This is a genomic window from Streptomyces sp. MB09-01 (genome assembly GCF_033794505.1).
GTDB lineage: Bacteria > Actinomycetota > Actinomycetes > Streptomycetales > Streptomycetaceae > Streptomyces.
The window spans coordinates 18,230-34,168 of the sequence record NZ_JARAYQ010000033.1; the positions used below are offsets into that span (position 1 = coordinate 18,230).

At 74.1% G+C, this 15,939-nt stretch carries 12 protein-coding genes; 8 read left to right on the forward strand and 4 right to left on the reverse strand.

Annotation, left to right across the window (positions count from 1 at the left end; genetic code table 11):
- Nucleotides 1-64: 64 nt before the first annotated feature.
- The 3 genes from PV721_RS10320 (at nucleotide 65) to PV721_RS10330 (ending at nucleotide 3,149) form a co-directional block, all read left to right on the forward strand.
- Nucleotides 65-1,240 carry a sensor histidine kinase gene (locus PV721_RS10320; RefSeq protein WP_319722583.1) on the forward strand — a complete coding sequence of 392 codons (1,176 nt, stop codon included), beginning with the start codon at nucleotides 65-67 and terminating at the stop codon, nucleotides 1,238-1,240.
- A 4-nt stretch (nucleotides 1,241-1,244) separates the two neighbouring features.
- A complete protein-coding gene (locus tag PV721_RS10325; RefSeq protein WP_319722585.1) occupies nucleotides 1,245-1,895 on the forward strand; it encodes a response regulator transcription factor in 651 nt (216 codons plus the stop codon).
- 99 nt (nucleotides 1,896-1,994) lie between these two features.
- A complete protein-coding gene (locus PV721_RS10330; protein ID WP_319722587.1) occupies nucleotides 1,995-3,149 on the forward strand; it encodes an ROK family transcriptional regulator in 1,155 nt (384 codons plus the stop codon).
- Between the two features lie 63 nt (nucleotides 3,150-3,212).
- Here the strand turns inward: PV721_RS10330 and PV721_RS10335 are convergent, their stop codons facing one another.
- On the reverse strand, nucleotides 3,213-3,983 hold the full coding sequence (locus PV721_RS10335) for a GntR family transcriptional regulator (RefSeq protein ID WP_319722589.1): 771 nt from the start codon (nucleotides 3,981-3,983) through the stop codon (nucleotides 3,213-3,215).
- Between the two features lie 288 nt (nucleotides 3,984-4,271).
- Between PV721_RS10335 and PV721_RS10340 the strand changes: the two genes are divergently transcribed.
- The 4 genes from PV721_RS10340 (at nucleotide 4,272) to PV721_RS10355 (ending at nucleotide 10,553) form a co-directional block, all read left to right on the forward strand.
- Nucleotides 4,272-5,123: an alpha/beta fold hydrolase gene (locus PV721_RS10340; protein ID WP_319722591.1), complete on the forward strand. Its 852-nt coding sequence runs from the start codon at nucleotides 4,272-4,274 to the stop codon at nucleotides 5,121-5,123.
- Nucleotides 5,124-5,286: 163 nt separating this feature from the next.
- Complete coding sequence (locus PV721_RS10345) at nucleotides 5,287-6,846, forward strand: alkaline phosphatase D family protein (RefSeq protein ID WP_319722614.1); 1,560 nt, start codon at nucleotides 5,287-5,289, stop codon at nucleotides 6,844-6,846.
- Between the two features lie 217 nt (nucleotides 6,847-7,063).
- Complete coding sequence (locus tag PV721_RS10350; RefSeq protein WP_319722593.1) at nucleotides 7,064-8,542, forward strand: GNAT family N-acetyltransferase; 1,479 nt, start codon at nucleotides 7,064-7,066, stop codon at nucleotides 8,540-8,542.
- A 307-nt stretch (nucleotides 8,543-8,849) separates the two neighbouring features.
- On the forward strand, nucleotides 8,850-10,553 hold the full coding sequence (locus tag PV721_RS10355) for a DUF885 domain-containing protein (RefSeq protein WP_319722595.1): 1,704 nt from the start codon (nucleotides 8,850-8,852) through the stop codon (nucleotides 10,551-10,553).
- A gap of 149 nt (nucleotides 10,554-10,702) precedes the next feature.
- On the opposite strand, the gene PV721_RS10360 is transcribed toward PV721_RS10355, so the two are convergent.
- Nucleotides 10,703-11,218, reverse strand: coding sequence for a rhodanese-like domain-containing protein (locus tag PV721_RS10360; protein ID WP_319722596.1), 516 nt, complete (start codon nucleotides 11,216-11,218; stop codon nucleotides 10,703-10,705).
- A 94-nt stretch (nucleotides 11,219-11,312) separates the two neighbouring features.
- On the opposite strand from PV721_RS10360, the gene PV721_RS10365 reads away from it, so the two are divergent.
- The gene (locus PV721_RS10365) at nucleotides 11,313-11,759 is read left to right on the forward strand and encodes an Lrp/AsnC family transcriptional regulator (RefSeq protein ID WP_319722598.1); all 447 of its coding nucleotides are present in this window, start codon (nucleotides 11,313-11,315) and stop codon (nucleotides 11,757-11,759) included.
- Here PV721_RS10365 and PV721_RS10370 read toward each other — a convergent pair.
- Together PV721_RS10370 and PV721_RS10375 are read right to left on the reverse strand one after the other, a co-directional pair.
- Nucleotides 11,749-14,760: an SMC family ATPase gene (locus PV721_RS10370; RefSeq protein ID WP_319722599.1), complete on the reverse strand. Its 3,012-nt coding sequence runs from the start codon at nucleotides 14,758-14,760 to the stop codon at nucleotides 11,749-11,751. The genes PV721_RS10365 and PV721_RS10370 overlap by 11 nt on opposite strands.
- The gene (locus PV721_RS10375; RefSeq protein WP_319722600.1) at nucleotides 14,757-15,926 is read right to left on the reverse strand and encodes an exonuclease SbcCD subunit D; all 1,170 of its coding nucleotides are present in this window, start codon (nucleotides 15,924-15,926) and stop codon (nucleotides 14,757-14,759) included. Before PV721_RS10375 ends, PV721_RS10370 begins: the two co-directional genes overlap by 4 nt.
- Nucleotides 15,927-15,939 lie beyond the last annotated feature (13 nt).

Consider the following 15,939-nt stretch of genomic DNA (forward strand, 5'->3'; position numbering starts at 1 on the left):
CGAGGGTGCCGTCTCCCCCACGTGGGGGAGACGTCCGCGCGCCACCTCCTGTCACGATGAAGGCATGTACCGACTGCTCCGTGCCCCGCTCCAACCAGTGACCTATTCACGCTGGTTGCACCTCTGCGTTCCCATCCTGCTGGTGGCGCTCTGGATGTTCGTGGGACCCGAGGCGCCGTGGGTCCCGCTGCTCATCGCGGTACCACTCGGTCTGGTCCCCTGGGTACGGCTGGTCGAGGGACTGCAGGCGCGGTTCCTGCTCACCCCGCACGACTGGGGCCGCGCGGAGAGCGCCATCAGTGCGGTCCCCTCCGCGCGGTGGAACGACCGGTGGCGGACCCTGTTGTGGCTGGAGGTGCGGCTCGTCCTCGCAGGGGGCGCCTGGGTCCCGACCGTGTGGCTCCCGGCCATGTCGGTCGAACTGGTCTCGATCGCTCTCGGGCATCCGCTGGGAGGTGACCTCATGGTCCCCTTCGAACCCCCGCGGTGGGCCGCAGCGCTGCTCGTGCCGGTGCCGCTGATCCTGCTCATCGCCATAGTGGTCCTGCTCGGGGAGCTGATCACCGCGATCGCCCATCGGTTGCTGGGGCCTTCGGCGGCCGAGCGGCTCACCGCGCTGGAGGCCCGGACCGAACAGCTTCTGGAGCGCAACCGGATCGCCCGGGAGCTGCACGACTCCATCGGGCACGCGCTGACGGTGGCGGTGGTGCAGGCGGGGGCCGCCCGGGCCGCCGGCGACCCGGAGTTCACGGACCGGGCGCTGTGCGCGATCGAGGAGACGGGCCGGGCCGCACTGGAGGATCTGGAACGGGTGCTGGGGGTCCTGCGGGAGTCCGGGCAGCCGCCGTCGCAGCGGCCGACGCTCGTGGAGGCGGACCGGCTGCTGGAGTCGGCCCGGGCCTCCGGGGCGGCGGTGGATGCGCAACTGACCGGCCCGCTCGACAAGTTGCCGGGTCCCGTCACCCGGGAGGGGTACCGGATCCTTCAGGAGGCGCTCACGAACGTGCTGCGGCACTGCGGTCCGGTGCCCGTCCGGGTGAGGATCGAGATGGCCGGGGACCGGCTGGACCTGGAGGTGTCGAACCCGCTGCCGGACGGGCCGGTCCTGACACAGCGCAGCGGGAGCGGGCTGCGCGGGATGCGGGAGCGGGCCGCGCTGCTCGGCGGGGAGGCCGAGACCGGGCCGTACGAGGGCAGTTGGAGGGTACGCGCCCGGCTTCCGCTGGAGCGAATACGCTGACCGGATGCCGGTTACCGTACTGCTCGTCGATGACGAACCCCTCGTGCGCGCGGGTCTGCGTGCCGTCCTGGACTCCCAGCCCGACATCGAGGTGGTGGGTGAGGCCGCGGACGGGGCCTCGGTGGTCCCGCTCGTCCGTCAACTGAGGCCGGACGTGGTGGCGATGGACGTGCGGATGCCGCTGCTCGACGGAATCGAGGCGACACGTGCGGTCCTGCGCTCGGTGGACTCCCCGCCGAAGATCCTGGTGGTCACCACCTTCGAGAACGACGAGTACGTCTACCAGGCGCTGCGGGCCGGAGCGGACGGGTTCCTGCTGAAGCGGGCCCGGCCTTCGGAGATCGTGCACGCGGTACGGCTGGTGGCGGAGGGCGAGACGCTGCTCTTCCCCGCCGCCGTGCGGTCCCTGGCCGCGGAGTACGGGAACCGGCAGGCGCGGGCGGCGCTGGAGCGGGCCGCACTGACCGAGCGGGAGGAGGCGGTCCTGCGGCTCATGGCGCGGGGGCTCACCAACGTGGAGATCGCGGCCGACCTGATCATCGGCACGGAGACGGTCAAGTCCCACGTCAGCGCGATCCTGGCAAAGCTGGGGGCGCGGGACCGCACGCAGGCGGTGATCACGGCGTACGAGTCGGGGTTCGTCTCGCCGGCCTGAGGAAAGGCTGATTCCGGCCGATGGGGGGCCGCTTCTCGCCGCGGCACCGGGCGCGCAGTACGATCCGGCTGACAAGCTCGCTAGCTGGGAGGACACACGTTGGGGCAGCTGACCGGCGGGGACCCCTCTCTGCTCCGGCGGATCAATTCCGCCGTCGTGCTGCGCGCGCTGCGCACGGCCGGATCGCCGACCCTCACCGACCTCACGCGGCTGACCGGACTCTCCCGGCCGACCGTCGAAGGTGTCGTGGAGGGGCTGATCGGGACCGGGCTCGTCGTCGAGGCCGAAGCGGAGGAAGGCGCGCGTCGCCAGGGCCGACCGGCCAGGCGGTTCCGGTTCCGGGCCGAGGCAGGGTACCTGCTGGGCATCGAGATCGGATCGCACCGGATCGCGGTGCTGCTGTCCGGGCTGGACGGCCGCGTCATCGGCGCCGGCACCAAGGACGTCGCGGAGGACGCGTCCGCGGACGAGCGGCTGGAGCGCGTGCGGGCTGCCGTCGCCGATCTGCTGCGGCGCGCCGGTGTGCCTCGGGACTCCCTGCGGGCCGTCGGGGTCGGCAGCCCCGGGATCGTGGAGGCGGACGGCACGGTCCGCCTCGGGACGGCGCTGCCCGGCTGGACGGGGCTGCCGCTCGGGGACCGGCTGCGCCGCTCGTTCCGCTGCCCGGTGCAGGTGGAGAACGACGCCAATGCGGCGGCGGTCGCCGAGCACTGGAAGGGCGCCGCGCGGGACACCGGCGACATGGTGTTCGTGATGGCCGGGCTCAGTCCCGGCGCAGGCTCGCTGATCGGCGGCCGGCTGCATCGGGGCTTCGGCGGCGCGGCCGGCGAGATCGGCGCCCTGCACCTGCTGGGCCGCGAGGTCACGCCCGAGCGGCTGCTCTCGACCACCAGTGAGCCGCTGCATCCGCTGGACGAACCCGCCGTCGCCGAGGTCTTCGCCATGGCCAAGCGGGGCGACGAGCGCGCGGTGGCGGCCGTGGAGCGGTTCCTGCAGCGGCTGGTCCACGACGTGGCGGCGCTGGTCCTGGCGATGGATCCGGAGCTGGTGGTCGTCGGCGGCTGGGCGGCCGGGCTGGACGGCGTACTGGAGCCCCTGCGCCAGGAGCTGGAACGCTACTGCCTGCGCCCGCCGCGGGTGGCCCTGTCCCTGCTCGGCGAGGCCGCGGTGGCCACCGGCGCCCTGCGGCTTGCGCTGGACCACGTCGAGGAGGAACTCTTCGCGGTGGAGAAGACGGTCACGGCCCGCCGCTGAGCGCGTCCCGCGGTCCCCGCGGTCCCCGGGGCCGGCCGGGCCGTGAAGGCCCGGCCCGCGGTGTCAGGAGGCGACGCGGGGTTCGTGGCTGATCTCGACGTTGCCCGAGTCGCCGAAGGTGAGGCGGCAGGTGTCGGCGCGGTAGGTGGCCACCGAGACGGCGGCCGTGCCCGCGGCGGTGAAGTAGCGGGTGGTGACCAGGAGGACCGGGGCGCCGGGCAGGCGGTCCAGTTCCTTGGCGTCGTCGGCGCGCGCGGAGCCGAGCTCTACCGAGCGGTCCTGGCCTTCGAGGGCCAGCCGCTGCAGCTCGCGCAGGACGGCACGGGCGCGGGCGGGTCCGGACGGGGCCTCGATCGCGGGGAGTCCGGGCACCGAGGCGGCCGGAACGTAGAGCAGCTCGGCGGCGACGGCCTGGCCGTGCGTGACCCGGGTCCGTCGCACCGTGTGCACCGGCTGGTCGGCGGCGAAATCCCCACCGGTGGCGAGGAGCTTGAGCACCGCGGCCGACGGCAGGCTCTCGGCGGCGTCTACCGGCTCCCAGCCGTCGACGCCCTCGCCGGGCCAGCCGTGCTGAGCGCTGCCGACGGCGACGCCGACGCGCGGCGGGGCGACGGTGGTGCCGACGCCGCGGCGGCGCTGCAGCCGGCCTTCGAGCTCCAGCTGCTCCAGCGCCTGGCGCAGGGTCGCGCGGGCGACGCCGAAACGGGCGGCGAGTTCACGCTCGTTGGGCAGGACCTCACCGACGGCGAAGTCCTGGTCGAGCGCCTCGCTGAGGACGGTCTTCAGGTGCCAGTACTTCGGCTCCGGCGCCGTTTCGAGCTGCGTGGTCCCCACCCTGACTCCTCCTGCCGTCGCTGCACTCGCCGTGTGTTCCAGCGGCAGTTCCGCGCCTTTGTTTATTAAAGGTTCCTGCACTATCCCTGCGACGATAGGACGGTGCACCCCCTTGGTCAAGACCAATGCTCATCCCTTTGCCGGGCAGATCGGGCATACGTATCAAGCCGTTCACGGGATGTTCTCGTGTGCCCCGAAGGCTTGTAGTCAAGAGCTACCGGGCGGTAATCATGGCGGTAGGCGTTACTGACAGCCTGTCTCGCACGCGTCCAACCGACGAGGAGCAGCATGACCGCCACGGTCTCCTTCACGATCGACACGCCGCTCGGCCCCCGCACCACCACCGTCGCCTACGAGCGCAAGGGCTCCGGCGAACCGCTCCTCCTGCTGCACGGCATCGGCCATCACCTCCAGGCCTGGCAGCCGGTGACCGACATCCTGGCCGCCGAGCACGACGTGATCGCCGTCGACCTGCCGGGCTTCGGCGCCTCGGAGCCGTTGCCGCAAGGGGTTCCGTACGGCCTGGGGACCGTGGCCCCCGCGCTCGGAGCGCTCTGCACGGCCCTCGGCGTCGAGCGCCCGCACGTCGCGGGCAACTCCCTCGGCGGGCTGCTCGCTCTCGAGATGGGCCGGAGCAAGCTCGTGCGCTCGGTCACCGCCCTCTCCCCCGCCGGGTTCTGGACGGAGGGCGAGCGCCGCTACGCCTTCGCCACCCTCCTCACGATGCGCGCCGGCGCCAAGGCCCTGCCCCTCCCCGCGGTACGGCGGCTCTCGCGCAACGCCGTCGGCCGCGCCGCGCTCACCGGCACCATCTACGCGCGCCCGGCCCGCCGTTCGCCCGAGGCCGTGGTCGCCGAGACTCTGGCCCTGCGCGATGCCACCGGCTTCGAGGAGACCCTGGCCGCGGGCGGTTCCGTACGGTTCACCGACGACGTGCCCGGCCTGCCGGTCACCATCGCCTGGGGAACGCGCGACCGGCTGCTGCTGCGCCGCCAGGGCGTGCGCGCCAAGCACACCCTCCCCGGCGCCCGGCTGGTCCGGCTCCCGGGCTGCGGCCACGTCCCGATGAACGACGATCCCGCGCTCGTCTCGCGGGTGATCCTGGACACGGCCCGCAGCGTGAGCCCCGTGGCCGCCTGAACGGATGAGCGGCTGAGCGGCTGAGCGGCTGAGCGGCTGAGCGGCTGAGCGGCTGACGGCTGTTCATCCGGGGTTCGCGTGGGCGACGCGGCCGGGCCGGGGTGCGGCGGCACGCTGGTCCGACCCGTCCTCGCCGGCCCCAGGAGACGCACCGATGGCATCGATGCCGCACACCCGACGAACCCTCATCGGCGGTTCCCTCGCCCTGTCCTCCGCTCTGTTCGCCGCTCCGGCACTCGCCGCCCCCGCCTTCGCCCGCTCCGGCCGGCCGAAGGCGCTCTGGGGCGTCCAGTCCGGCGAGATCACCGCCCACTCGGCCACCGTCTGGACCCGTTCCGACCGCCTCGCGCGGATGTACGTCGAGACCTCCCCGAGCGATGCGTTCCGCTACGCCGTGCGCCGCCACCGCGGCCCTCTCCTCGGCCCGTCGAGCGACTTCACGGGAACCACCGTCCTGCGCGACCTCCCGCCCGGACAGCAGGTCCACTACCGCGTCGTCCTCGCCGACCCCGACGATCCCCGCCGCACCGCCGAGCCGGTCCACGGGACCTTCCGCACCACCCCCGTCTCCCGCCGCCACGACGTGCGCTTCCACTGGTCCGGGGACCTGGCGGGCCAGGGCTGGGGCATCAACCCGGACCTCGGCGGATACCGCGTCTTCGAGGAGATGCGGCTGCGCAACCCCGACTTCTTCCTCTTCAGCGGAGACACGATCTACGCCGACGGGCCGATCAAGGAGTCCGTTCCCCTGCGCGACGGCAGCCTCTGGCGCAACGTGACCACCGAGGAGAAGGCGAAGGTCGCCGAGACGCTCACCGAGTTCCGCGGGAACTTCCGCTACAACCTGCTCGACCGCAACCTGACCGCCTTCAACGCCCAGGTCCCGGTCCTCGCCCAGTGGGACGACCACGAGGTGCACAACAACTGGTACCCGGGCCAGCTGATCGACGACCCCCGCTACACCGTCAGGGAGGCCGACACCCTCGCCGCCCGTGCCCGCCGGGCCTTCGGCGAGTACTTCCCCGTCACCGACCTGCGCGGAGGCCGCGCCGAGGGCCGGATGTACCGGGTGATGCGCTACGGCCCGCTGCTCGACGTCTTCGTCCTCGACATGCGCACGTACCGCGACGCCAACTCCCCCGGCACCCAGACCGAGGACCCCATCGGCATCCTCGGCCCCGAGCAGCTGGCCTGGGTCAAGCGCGAGCTCTCCCGCTCCCGCGCGACCTGGAAGGTCATCGCCGCCGACATGCCGCTCGGCATCGTCGTCCCCGACGGGGCCGCGAACTTCGAGGCCGTCGCCCAGGGCGACCCGGGCGCTCCGCTGGGCCGCGAGCTCCAGATCGCCGAACTCCTGCGCCACATCAAGCACCAGCGCATCACCGGCACCCTCTGGCTCACCGCCGACGTGCACTACACCGCCGCGAACCACTACGCGCCCGAGCGGGCCGCCTTCACCGACTTCGCGCCGTTCTGGGAGTTCGTGTCCGGCCCGATCGGCGCCGGCGGCTTCCCGGCCGGCCGGCTCGACGCCACCTTCGGCCCGGAGACGGCGTACGTCCAGTCGGCCCCCTTCGCCAATATGTCGCCGTCCGAAAACCCTCCGTACTACGGCGAGGTCGACATCGACGGCGGCAGCGGGGAACTCACGGTCCGGCTGCGCCGCCAGGGTGGCGGCGTCCTGTTCACCAGGACGCTCCAGCCCGGCCGCGTGGGCCAGTAGGGCCGGGACCGGGGGCTCACGCCCGCAGGGCCGGCCTCGGGGGCTCACTCCCGTGGGGCCGGGCCCGGGGGGCCACACGCGCAGGTCCGGCCCCGGGACTCGCGCCCGTAGGCCGGAATGGCCCCGAAAACTGGATGAAATCGGCCAGATAGACACTTAACCAGTCGGTCACAGATCGTTCGTGATCACGCAACACCCCTGGGCCACAGTGGTCTGCATGACTGACCGCAGCCCCGCCTCCGCCCAGCGTTCCCACCGCCACCACCGCCACCACTGGCGCCGCGACCTCGTCGAACTCGCCGCGCTGTTCTGCGCCGTCGCGGTCGCCGACGCCATCGCCAATCTCGTCGTGCACGGCCCGAGGGGCCCGATCCTGCTGGTCGCCTCGGCCGTCGCGCTCCTGGTGACCGCGGCGTTCCACACCTGGTGGGCGCGGCGCCACAGCCATGCGCCGCCGCCGGGGAGCACGGCGCCCGGTGATCCGGCGCCGCTCCCGGCCGAGGCCTCCGGCCCGACCGCCACGGCGACCGCCGCCACCACCAGCCTGTGGCGGATGCGCACGACCGTACGGGACGAGCCCGGCTCCCTGGCGGCCGTCTGCACCGCCCTCGCCCGCAGCGGCGTCGACATCCTGACCCTGCAGACGCATCCGCTCCCCGAGGGCGGCACGGTCGACGAGTTCCTGCTGCGCGCCCCGCATCAGCTGCCCTCCGCCGACCTCTCCCGCGCCATCTCCCGGGCCGGCGGCCACAGCACCTGGATCGAGCGCGCCGACGCCCACGACCTCGTCGACACCCCGACCCGTGTCCTGGGTCTGGCCACCCGCACCGCCCTCGACGCCGCCGAGCTCCCGCTCGCCCTGCGCCAGTTGCTCGGCCGCTGCACCATCCACTCGATCCCGGCGACCACCCTTTCCGGCCGCCCCAACCTCGGCGCGGACGCACCTGTCGAGGGGGTCCTGGAGGCCACCGTCATGCGGCTGCGCGACCCCTCGGGCGGCGCGATCACCGTGGAGCGGCCCTACCTTCCCTTCACCCCGACCGAGTTCGCCCGGGCCCGCGCCCTGGTCGAGCTCGACGCCCGGCTCGGCCCCCGCGTCCCGCGCAGCCAGGACGTGCTGACCCTGCCCGAGGGCAACGAGATCACGGTGCGCCGCGCCGACGGCTCCGACCAGGCCGCGGCCCGCGCCATGCACGACCGCTGCTCCGAGCGCACCCTCGGGCTGCGCTACCACGGGCCCGTCGCCGACGCCGACCGCTACCTCGGCCACCTGCTGAGCCCCCGCTTCGGCCGCACCCTCGCCGCCACCACCGCCTCCGGGAAGCTCGTCGCCCTCGGCCACCTGCTGTGGGACGGCGACGAGACCGAGGTCGCCCTGCTCATCGAGGACGACTGGCAGCGCCGCGGCATCGGCTCGGAGCTGCTGCGCCGGCTCATCGCGATGGCCGTCGAAGCCGACTGCGACAGCGTGTACGCCGTCACCCAGGCCGCCAACACCGGCATGGTCGCCGCGATGCGCGGCCTCGGCCTCCCCCTCGACTACCAGATCGAGGAGGGCACCCTGGTGATCACCGCCCGGCTCGACGCCACCCCGGTCAGCCCGGGCCTGCCCTACGAGCTGCCCCGCAGCCTCCCGTACGAGCTCCCCCGCGAGCTGCCGCACGACGAAGAGGCCGCGCCGCGCCGCCTGCGCTGAGCCGCCCGGTCCGGACCGGCCCGCGGACCCCGCCGCGAGCCGCCGGGCCGGATCGTCGGAAGCCCGCGCGAACCGCCCGCAACCGGACGTCCGACAAGCGGACGGAGAGCGTCCGGAGCCCTCCGGATCCGGCCAAAGTCCGGGTTCCCGGACCCTCGGCCGCCCCGCTCCCGGGGCGCTAACTCACCTGGGATGACTGCTGGTTGATCTCCTCCGGCACACACGGCGGGACCGGCCCCGGCCCACGTCGGCAGGCTGACGGCAATCTGTGATGACGGGAGCCCGTCTCACATACGAAGATGGCCGCATGTCAGAGATCCTCCAGAACGGCAGCGCCCCCCGACTGCCACGCCAGGTGGCCGACGCGTACGTCGACGCCCTCATCGCCCTCGACCCGATCACGGGCACCTACCTCGGTGTCGCCGCGAGTTCCGGCAAGCTTCCGGACTTCTCGCCGGCGGGTCGCGCGGCCGTCGCCGAGCTGGCCCGCGACACGCTCGCCCGCCTCGACGCCGCCGAGGCGCTGCCGGGCGCCGACAGCGACGCCGAGCGCCGCTGTGCCCGTCTGCTGCGCGAGCGCCTCACCGCCGAGCTGGCGGTCCACGAGGCCGACGAGTACCTGTGCGCCGTCAGCAACATCCACGGACCCGCGCACGAAGTCCGCGAGGTCTTCACCCTGACCCCCTCCGACACCGAGGAGGACTGGGCGGCGATCGCCGAGCGGCTGCGCGCCGTCCCGGCCGCCTTCGCGGGCTACCGCGAGAGCCTCCGGCTCGGCCTGGAGCGCGGCCTGTACGGCGGCCCGCGCGCCACCACCACCATGATCGGCCAGCTCGGCAACTGGGCCGGCCAGGACGGCGCCGACGCCGCCTTCTTCGAGGAGTTCGTCTCCGCCGGCCCCGACTCCCTGCGCCCGGAGCTGGACGCGGCGGCCGCCGGCGCCACCGCCGCCGTCGTCGAACTGCGCGACTGGATGAGCGCGGTGTACGCCCCGGCCGTCGAGGGGAAGCCGGACACCGTGGGCCGCGAGCGCTACGCCCGCTGGTCCCGCTACTTCAACGGCACGGACCTGGACCTGGACGAGGCCTACGCCTACGGCTGGGCGGAGTACCACCGCCTGCTCGCCGAGATGAAGACCGAGGCGGCCAAGATCCTCCCGGGCGCCGGCCCCTGGGAGGCGCTGAAGCACCTGGACGAGCACGGCACCCACATCGAGGGCGTGGACGAGGTCCAGGCCTGGCTGCAGGGCCTGATGGACGAGGCCATCGAGAACCTCGACGGCACCCACTTCGAACTCGCCGAGCGCGTGCGCAAGGTGGAGTCCCGGATCGCCCCGCCCGGCGGACCCGCGGCCCCGTACTACTCCTCCCCCTCGGAGGACTTCTCCCGCCCGGGCCGCACCTGGCTGCCCACCATGGGCCAGACCCGCTTCCCCGTCTACGACCTGGTCTCCACCTGGTACCACGAGGGCGTGCCGGGCCACCACCTGCAGCTCGCGCAGTGGACCCACGTGGCGGACCAGCTCTCCCGCTACCAGGCCACCGTCGGCTGGGTCAGCGCCAACTGCGAGGGCTGGGCCCTGTACGCGGAGCGCCTGATGGACGAGCTGGGCTACCTCAAGGACGCCGAGCAGCGCCTGGGCTACCTGGACTGCCAGATGATGCGCGCGGCGCGGGTCATCGTGGACATCGGCATGCACCTCGGGCTGCGGATCCCGGACGACTCGCCGTTCCACCCGGGCGAGAACTGGACGGTCGACCTGGCGCAGGAGTTCTTCGGCCTGCACAGCGGCCGGCCGGCGGACTTCATCGAGAGCGAGCTGACCCGCTACCTGTCCATGCCGGGGCAGGCGATCGGCTACAAGCTCGGCGAGCGCGCCTGGCTGCTGGGCCGGGAGAACGCGCGCGCCGCGCACGGCGAGTCCTTCGATCTGAAGGCCTGGCACATGGCGGCGCTGTCGCAGGGCTCGCTGGGGCTGGACGACCTGGTGGACGAGCTGTCGAAGCTCTGACCGCCTGGTGGACGAGGCTGTCGAAGTTCTGACGGCCCGGTGGACGAGCTGTCCACGCTCTGACGGCGCGGCCGCCGCCGCCCGGTGAACGGCCGACGGGCCGCTCCTTCCCCGCGGGAAGGAGCGGCCCGTCCGCCTGGCCGGGCACCTCAGCAGCCGCAGTCGTCCGAGTCGGTGGGCGCGGTCAGCGGGTCGGCCTCGGCGCGCTGCCGGCTGCCCTGCCAGGTCTCGACCTCGAAGCCCTCGCGGATCCAGTACTCGATGCCGCCCAGCATCTCCTTGACCTGGAAGCCGAGTTCGGCGAGGGCGAGGGCGGAGCGGGTGCCGCCGTTGCAGCCGGGGCCCCAGCAGTACGTCACCACGGGGACGTTCTTGTCCAGGAGCCGCTCGGCCCGCTCGGGGACGAGGGCCGTGGGCAGGTGGACGGCGCCGGGCACGTGCGCCTGGTCCCAGGAGGGCGTGGAGCGGGAGTCGACGAGCTGGAAGCCCAGCTCGGCGCCCGTCTCGCGGTGGGCCTTGAAGGCGCTCGCGACGTCCGAGACGTCCGCGTGGAAGGCCAGGCTCGCGGCGAAGTACGCGGCGGCCGCGGCCGGGGAGACCGGGGGCACCCGGAGCACGGGGTTGGTGGTGGCAGGGGCGGAGGAGGTCTTCTGCGGCGTCGTCATGGCAAGAAATCTACGATTTGTTGATCACTCTCGGAAGTGACTTTCCCCGGCCTTCTCGTTGTCCCACCGGGGATTCCCCTGCTAGACCTGCACCATGACCGACTATTCCCCTGACGCCACCGACTGGCGCATCCTCGAAGTGCTCCAGCGGGACGGCCGCGCCAGTTTCACCGAGCTCGCCCGCGCCGTGTCCATGTCCGCGAGCGCCGTCACCGAGCGGGTCCGCCGGCTCGAGGAGACCGGCATCATCACGGGCTACACGGCGGTGGTGGACCCGGAAAGGCTCGGCAAGTCGATCCTCGCCCTGGTGCGGCTGCGCTATCCGCACGGCAACTACAAGCCGTTCCACGACTTCCTGGAAGCCACCCCGGAGATCCTGGAGGCCCACCACGTCACGGGCGACGACTGCTTCGTCCTCAAGGTCGCGACCCGCTCGATGTCGCACCTGGAGGAGGTCACGGGCCGGATCGCGGGGCTCGGCTCCGTGACGACGAGCATCGTCTACTCCTCGCCGCTGCCCCGCCGGCCGCTCAGCCCGTGAATGCCGCCGTCCGGTGGCGCACCACGGACCCGCCGCGCTGCTTGACGATCTCCAGCTGGGCCTGGACCCGGGTCCGCAGGTCGGCGACGTGGCTGACGATGCCGACGCTGCGGTCGCGCTCGCGCAGCGAGTCCAGTACGTCGAGCACCTCGTCCAGCGCCTGGTCGTCGAGGCTGCCGAAGCCCTCGTCGATGAAGAGGGTGTCGAGGCGCATGCCGCCCGCCTCGTCGGTGACCACGTCGGCGAGGCCCAGCGCGAGGGCGAGCGAGGCGAAGAAGGTCTCGCCGCCCGACAGGGTGGCGGTGTCCCGCTCGCTGCCGGTCCAGGCGTCGACCACGTGCAGCCCGAGGCCTGAGCGGCCCCGTCCGCTCGCGCGCGCGTCGGAGTGGACCAGGGTGTAGCGGCCGCCCGACATGCGCAGCAGCCGTACCGTCGCGGCGGCGGCCACCTGCTCGAGCCGGGCGGCCAGCACGTAGGCCTCGAGGCGCATCTTGCGCTCGTTGTCGGCGGAGGTGCCCGCGGTGAGTCCGGCCAGCCGGGCCACGCGGTCGTAGTCCTCGCGCAGCGGGCCGAGCGCGCGCAGTTCCTGCTCGGCCTGCCGGGAGAGCCGGTCCAGCTCCGCGCAGCGCACGCGGGCCGCGTCGGCGGCCGACCCCGCCGTACGGAGCTTCGCCGCGGCCCCGGCCGCGTACGCCTCGGCCCGCTCCGGTTCGGCCGGGGGCAGTGCTGCCGCTTCGGCGGCGCCGGTTTCGCGGCGACGGTCCGCGAGGAGGGCCTCCTCCGTCTGCCAGGCGTCCAGCCGGTGTTGGAGCGCGGTGCGTTCGTACTCGGGGAGCACTGCGTCGGCGGCGGCCTCCACGGTGTCGAAGCCGGCCTTGAAGGCGGCGTCGGCGAGCTGGTCGTCTGCCTCCTTCAGCCGGGCGGCGGTTCCCTCGGCGCGGCGCAGCGCCCCGGCGGCGCCCGAGACCATCCGGACCCGGTCCTCCAGGGTCCGGGCGCGGGCCGCGACGGTGGGCGCGCCGTCCCGTACGAGGGCCAGCTCGGCCTCCAGCGAGGCCTGTTCCCGGTCCAGGGCCTCGCGCCGGGAGGCCCTGGCGGCGGCCCGGGTCTCGGCGCCCTGGCGCTCGGTGCTGCGCGCGGCGTGCTCCCGTTCGGCGCGGGCGAGCCGCTCCCGGGCGGTGTGCAGTCCCGCGGCGGCCGCGTGGGCGGCGGCGTGCCGGGCACTCAGGTCCGAGGTCAGGGCGAGGAGTTCATCGGTGGTGGCGTCCCCGGCGGCGGCCGCGGCCTCGGCGCGGGCCTCCCTGGCGGCGGCGAGCCGGCGGTCCACGGCGGCCCGGGCCCGCTCGGCCCGTTCGAACAGGCCGTGGGCGGCGTCCTCGGCGGCGCGGTCCACGTGGCCGGGGGCCGGCCGGGCCGGAGCCGGGTGCTCCGCGGACCCGCACACGGTGCAGGCCTCCCCCGTCACCAGGGCCTCGGCGAGTTCGGCGGCGATCCCGCGCAGCCGGGCCTCCTTGAGCTCCAGCCAGCGTTCCCGGGCTGCGGCCGACTCCTCGCGCAGGGTGAGCAGTTCGCCCTCGGCGCGGTCCGCGTCCGCGGCGAACTCGTCCCTGCGGCGGGCGGCGTCGAGGTGCATCCGGGCGGGTTCCAGCCGGCCCGCGAGCTGCTCGGCCAGCGTCGCGGCCTGCTGGGCGGCGTCCAGGCGCTCCTGCAGGGCGGTCCGGGTCGCCTCCCAGCGCTCCAGCCACTCGGCGGACTCCTGGTGCTGCTCCTCGGCGGCCCGGGACTCCCGTTCCAGGTCGGCCCGCTCGCGGCCGATCTCGGCGCTGCGCTGCTCGGCCCGCCGGGCGACCCCGAGCGCGCCCAGGGCTTCGCGCAGCCGCTGTTCCACGGCGGCGAGTTGCTCGGTGCCCGCCTCCTTCAGCTGCGGCGGGAGCTCCGCCCGGGCGGCGGCCTCCGCGTGCGCGGCGGCGAGGTGCGCGGCGGAGGCGGCGCCGCGCAGTTCCAGGGCGGGGGCCACCAGGGCACCACGTCGGGCCCGGTCCAGCAGGCCGCGCACGCGCTCCCGCTCGGGATCCGCCTCGGCGAGCAGGGCGGCCCGGCGGACGGTCTCCGCGTGCCGGCGCTGGAGCCGATCGAGCTCGCGCGCGTCCTCGGCGGCCCGCCGGGCGGCGTGGTGCCTGCTCTCGGCGGCGGCGAGCGCGTACTCGGCGACGTCCAGCCGCTCCCTGGCCGAGCACCGGGCGACGGCCGCCCAGGCGCGGACCGCCGCGGCGAGCCCGGGGTCCCCCGGCTGGTGTCCGGGCAGCGGCCAGGCCCGCAGGTCGGCGCTGTCCCCGGCGGCCTGGGCGAGCCGCTGCGCGGTGTGCAGCACCTTCTCGTCACCGGCCCGGACCCTGGCCTCGGCGGCCCGGCGGCGCTCGCCGAGCAGGGCCTCGACGGCGGCGAAGCGGCGGGTGTCGAAGAGCCGGCCGAGGAGCCTGCCGCGGGCGGCCTCGTCGGCCCGCAGGAACTTCGCGAACTCCCCCTGGGGCAGGAGCACGACCTGGCAGAACTGCTCGCGGCTCATGCCGAGGAGCTGCTCGATCTCCTCGCCGATCTCCTGGTGGGAGCGGCTGAGCGGCTGCCAGCCCTCGCCTGTGTGCTCGCGGAGCCGGCTCTGGGCCTTGTCCTTGGTGGTGCCGGTGCCGCGCTTCTTGGGGCGCTCCTGTTCGGGGCGCCGGGTGATCTCCAGTCGGCGGCCGCCGGCGGTGAGTTCGAGGGTGACCTCGGTGGGGGTCCCGGCGGACGCGTGGTCGCTGCGCAGGCTGGTGCCGGGAGCCTGGCGGGGGCCCGGCACGGAGCCGTAGAGGGCGTAGCAGACGGCGTCGAGCACGGAGGTCTTCCCCGCGCCGGTGGGTCCGTGCAGAAGGAAGATCCCGGCGCCGGACAGGGCGTCGAAGTCGATCTGCTGGGGTTCGGCGAAGGGCCCGAAGGCGGTGACGGCGAGCCGGTGCAGCCTCATCGGTGGGTCTCCTGCCGGCTGTCGTCGGCCCGTACGTCGTCGAAGGCGCCCTGGAGGACGGCCCGTTCGGCCTCGTCCGCGCGGCCGCCGCCGCGTACGTGGGCGACGAAGTCCTCGGCGATCTCCTGGTCGCTGCGGCCCCGCAGCCGCTGGGCGTAGGAGGAGCCCTCCTCCTCCTGGCGGCCCTCGGGGTCGAAGGCGAGGCTGAGGGTGTGCGGGAAGCGGGCGGCGAGCCGGGCCATGGGGTCGTCGGGGCGCACCGGGTCGGTGAGGGTGGCCTCGACCCAGGCGTCCTCGTGCACCGCGTGCGCCGGCTCCGCCAGCAGGTCGTCGAGGCGTCCGCGCAGCCGGGCGAGGGCGCGCGGGACGGGGGTGTCGATCCGCTCGGCGCCGGCGATCTCCCCTTCCGCGCCCAATTCGATCAGCCACATGGTCTTGCGGTGGTGGACTTCCGAGAAGGAGTAGGCGAGCGGGGAACCGGAGTAGCGGACCCGTTCGTTGATGGTCTGGCAGCCGTGGAGGTGACCGAGGGCGGTGTAGTCCACCCCGTCGAAGACGGAGGCGGGCACGGCCTCGACCCCGCCGACGGAGATGTCGCGCTCGCTGTCGCTGGTCTGCCCGCCGGTGACGAAGGCGTGTGCCAGGACGACGGAGCGGGTGCCGGGCGGGCGGGTGGCCAGGTCCGCCCGGATCCGGGCCATGGCCGCGCCCAGTACCGCCTCGTGGCTCACCTTCTGCGCCCGGAACTCGTCCTTGACCAGGGCCGGTTCCAGGTAGGGCAGCCCGTACAGCGCCACCTCGCCGTGTGCGTCGGCCAGGACGACGGGGTCGGCGCAGCCGGCCGGGTCGGTGCGCAGGTGGATTCCGGCCCGGTCGATCAGTCCGGCGCCGACCCCGAGCCGGCGTGCGGAGTCGTGGTTCCCGGAGATCATGACGGTGGGCACGCCGAGGTCGGCGAGCCGGTGCAGGGCCCGGTCGTACAGCTCGACGGCGGGCAGCGGGGGCACGGCCCGGTCGTAGACGTCACCGGCGACGAGGACGGCGTCGACCTCGCGCTCGCGGACGGTCTCGACGAGGTGGTCGACGAAGGCGGCCTGGGCGCCGAGCAGGTTCACCCGGTGGAAGGCCCGGCCGAGGTGCCAGTCCGAGGTGTGCAGGAACTTCACTCGCCGGCCCCGC

Bases quoted from the DNA above. Each gene is read 5' to 3' on its own strand.
- PV721_RS10360 (WP_319722596.1), bottom strand. From the start codon at position 11,218: ATGACGACGCCGCAGAAGACCTCCTCCGCCCCTGCCACCACCAACCCC.
- PV721_RS10345 (WP_319722614.1), top strand. From the start codon at position 5,287: ATGCCGCACACCCGACGAACCCTCATCGGCGGTTCCCTCGCCCTGTCC.
- PV721_RS10325 (WP_319722585.1), top strand. From the start codon at position 1,245: ATGCCGGTTACCGTACTGCTCGTCGATGACGAACCCCTCGTGCGCGCG.
- PV721_RS10340 (WP_319722591.1), top strand. From the start codon at position 4,272: ATGACCGCCACGGTCTCCTTCACGATCGACACGCCGCTCGGCCCCCGC.
- PV721_RS10365 (WP_319722598.1), top strand. From the start codon at position 11,313: ATGACCGACTATTCCCCTGACGCCACCGACTGGCGCATCCTCGAAGTG.
- PV721_RS10355 (WP_319722595.1), top strand. From the start codon at position 8,850: ATGTCAGAGATCCTCCAGAACGGCAGCGCCCCCCGACTGCCACGCCAG.
- PV721_RS10320 (WP_319722583.1), top strand. From the start codon at position 65: ATGTACCGACTGCTCCGTGCCCCGCTCCAACCAGTGACCTATTCACGC.
- PV721_RS10370 (WP_319722599.1), bottom strand. From the start codon at position 14,760: ATGAGGCTGCACCGGCTCGCCGTCACCGCCTTCGGGCCCTTCGCCGAA.
- PV721_RS10350 (WP_319722593.1), top strand. From the start codon at position 7,064: ATGACTGACCGCAGCCCCGCCTCCGCCCAGCGTTCCCACCGCCACCAC.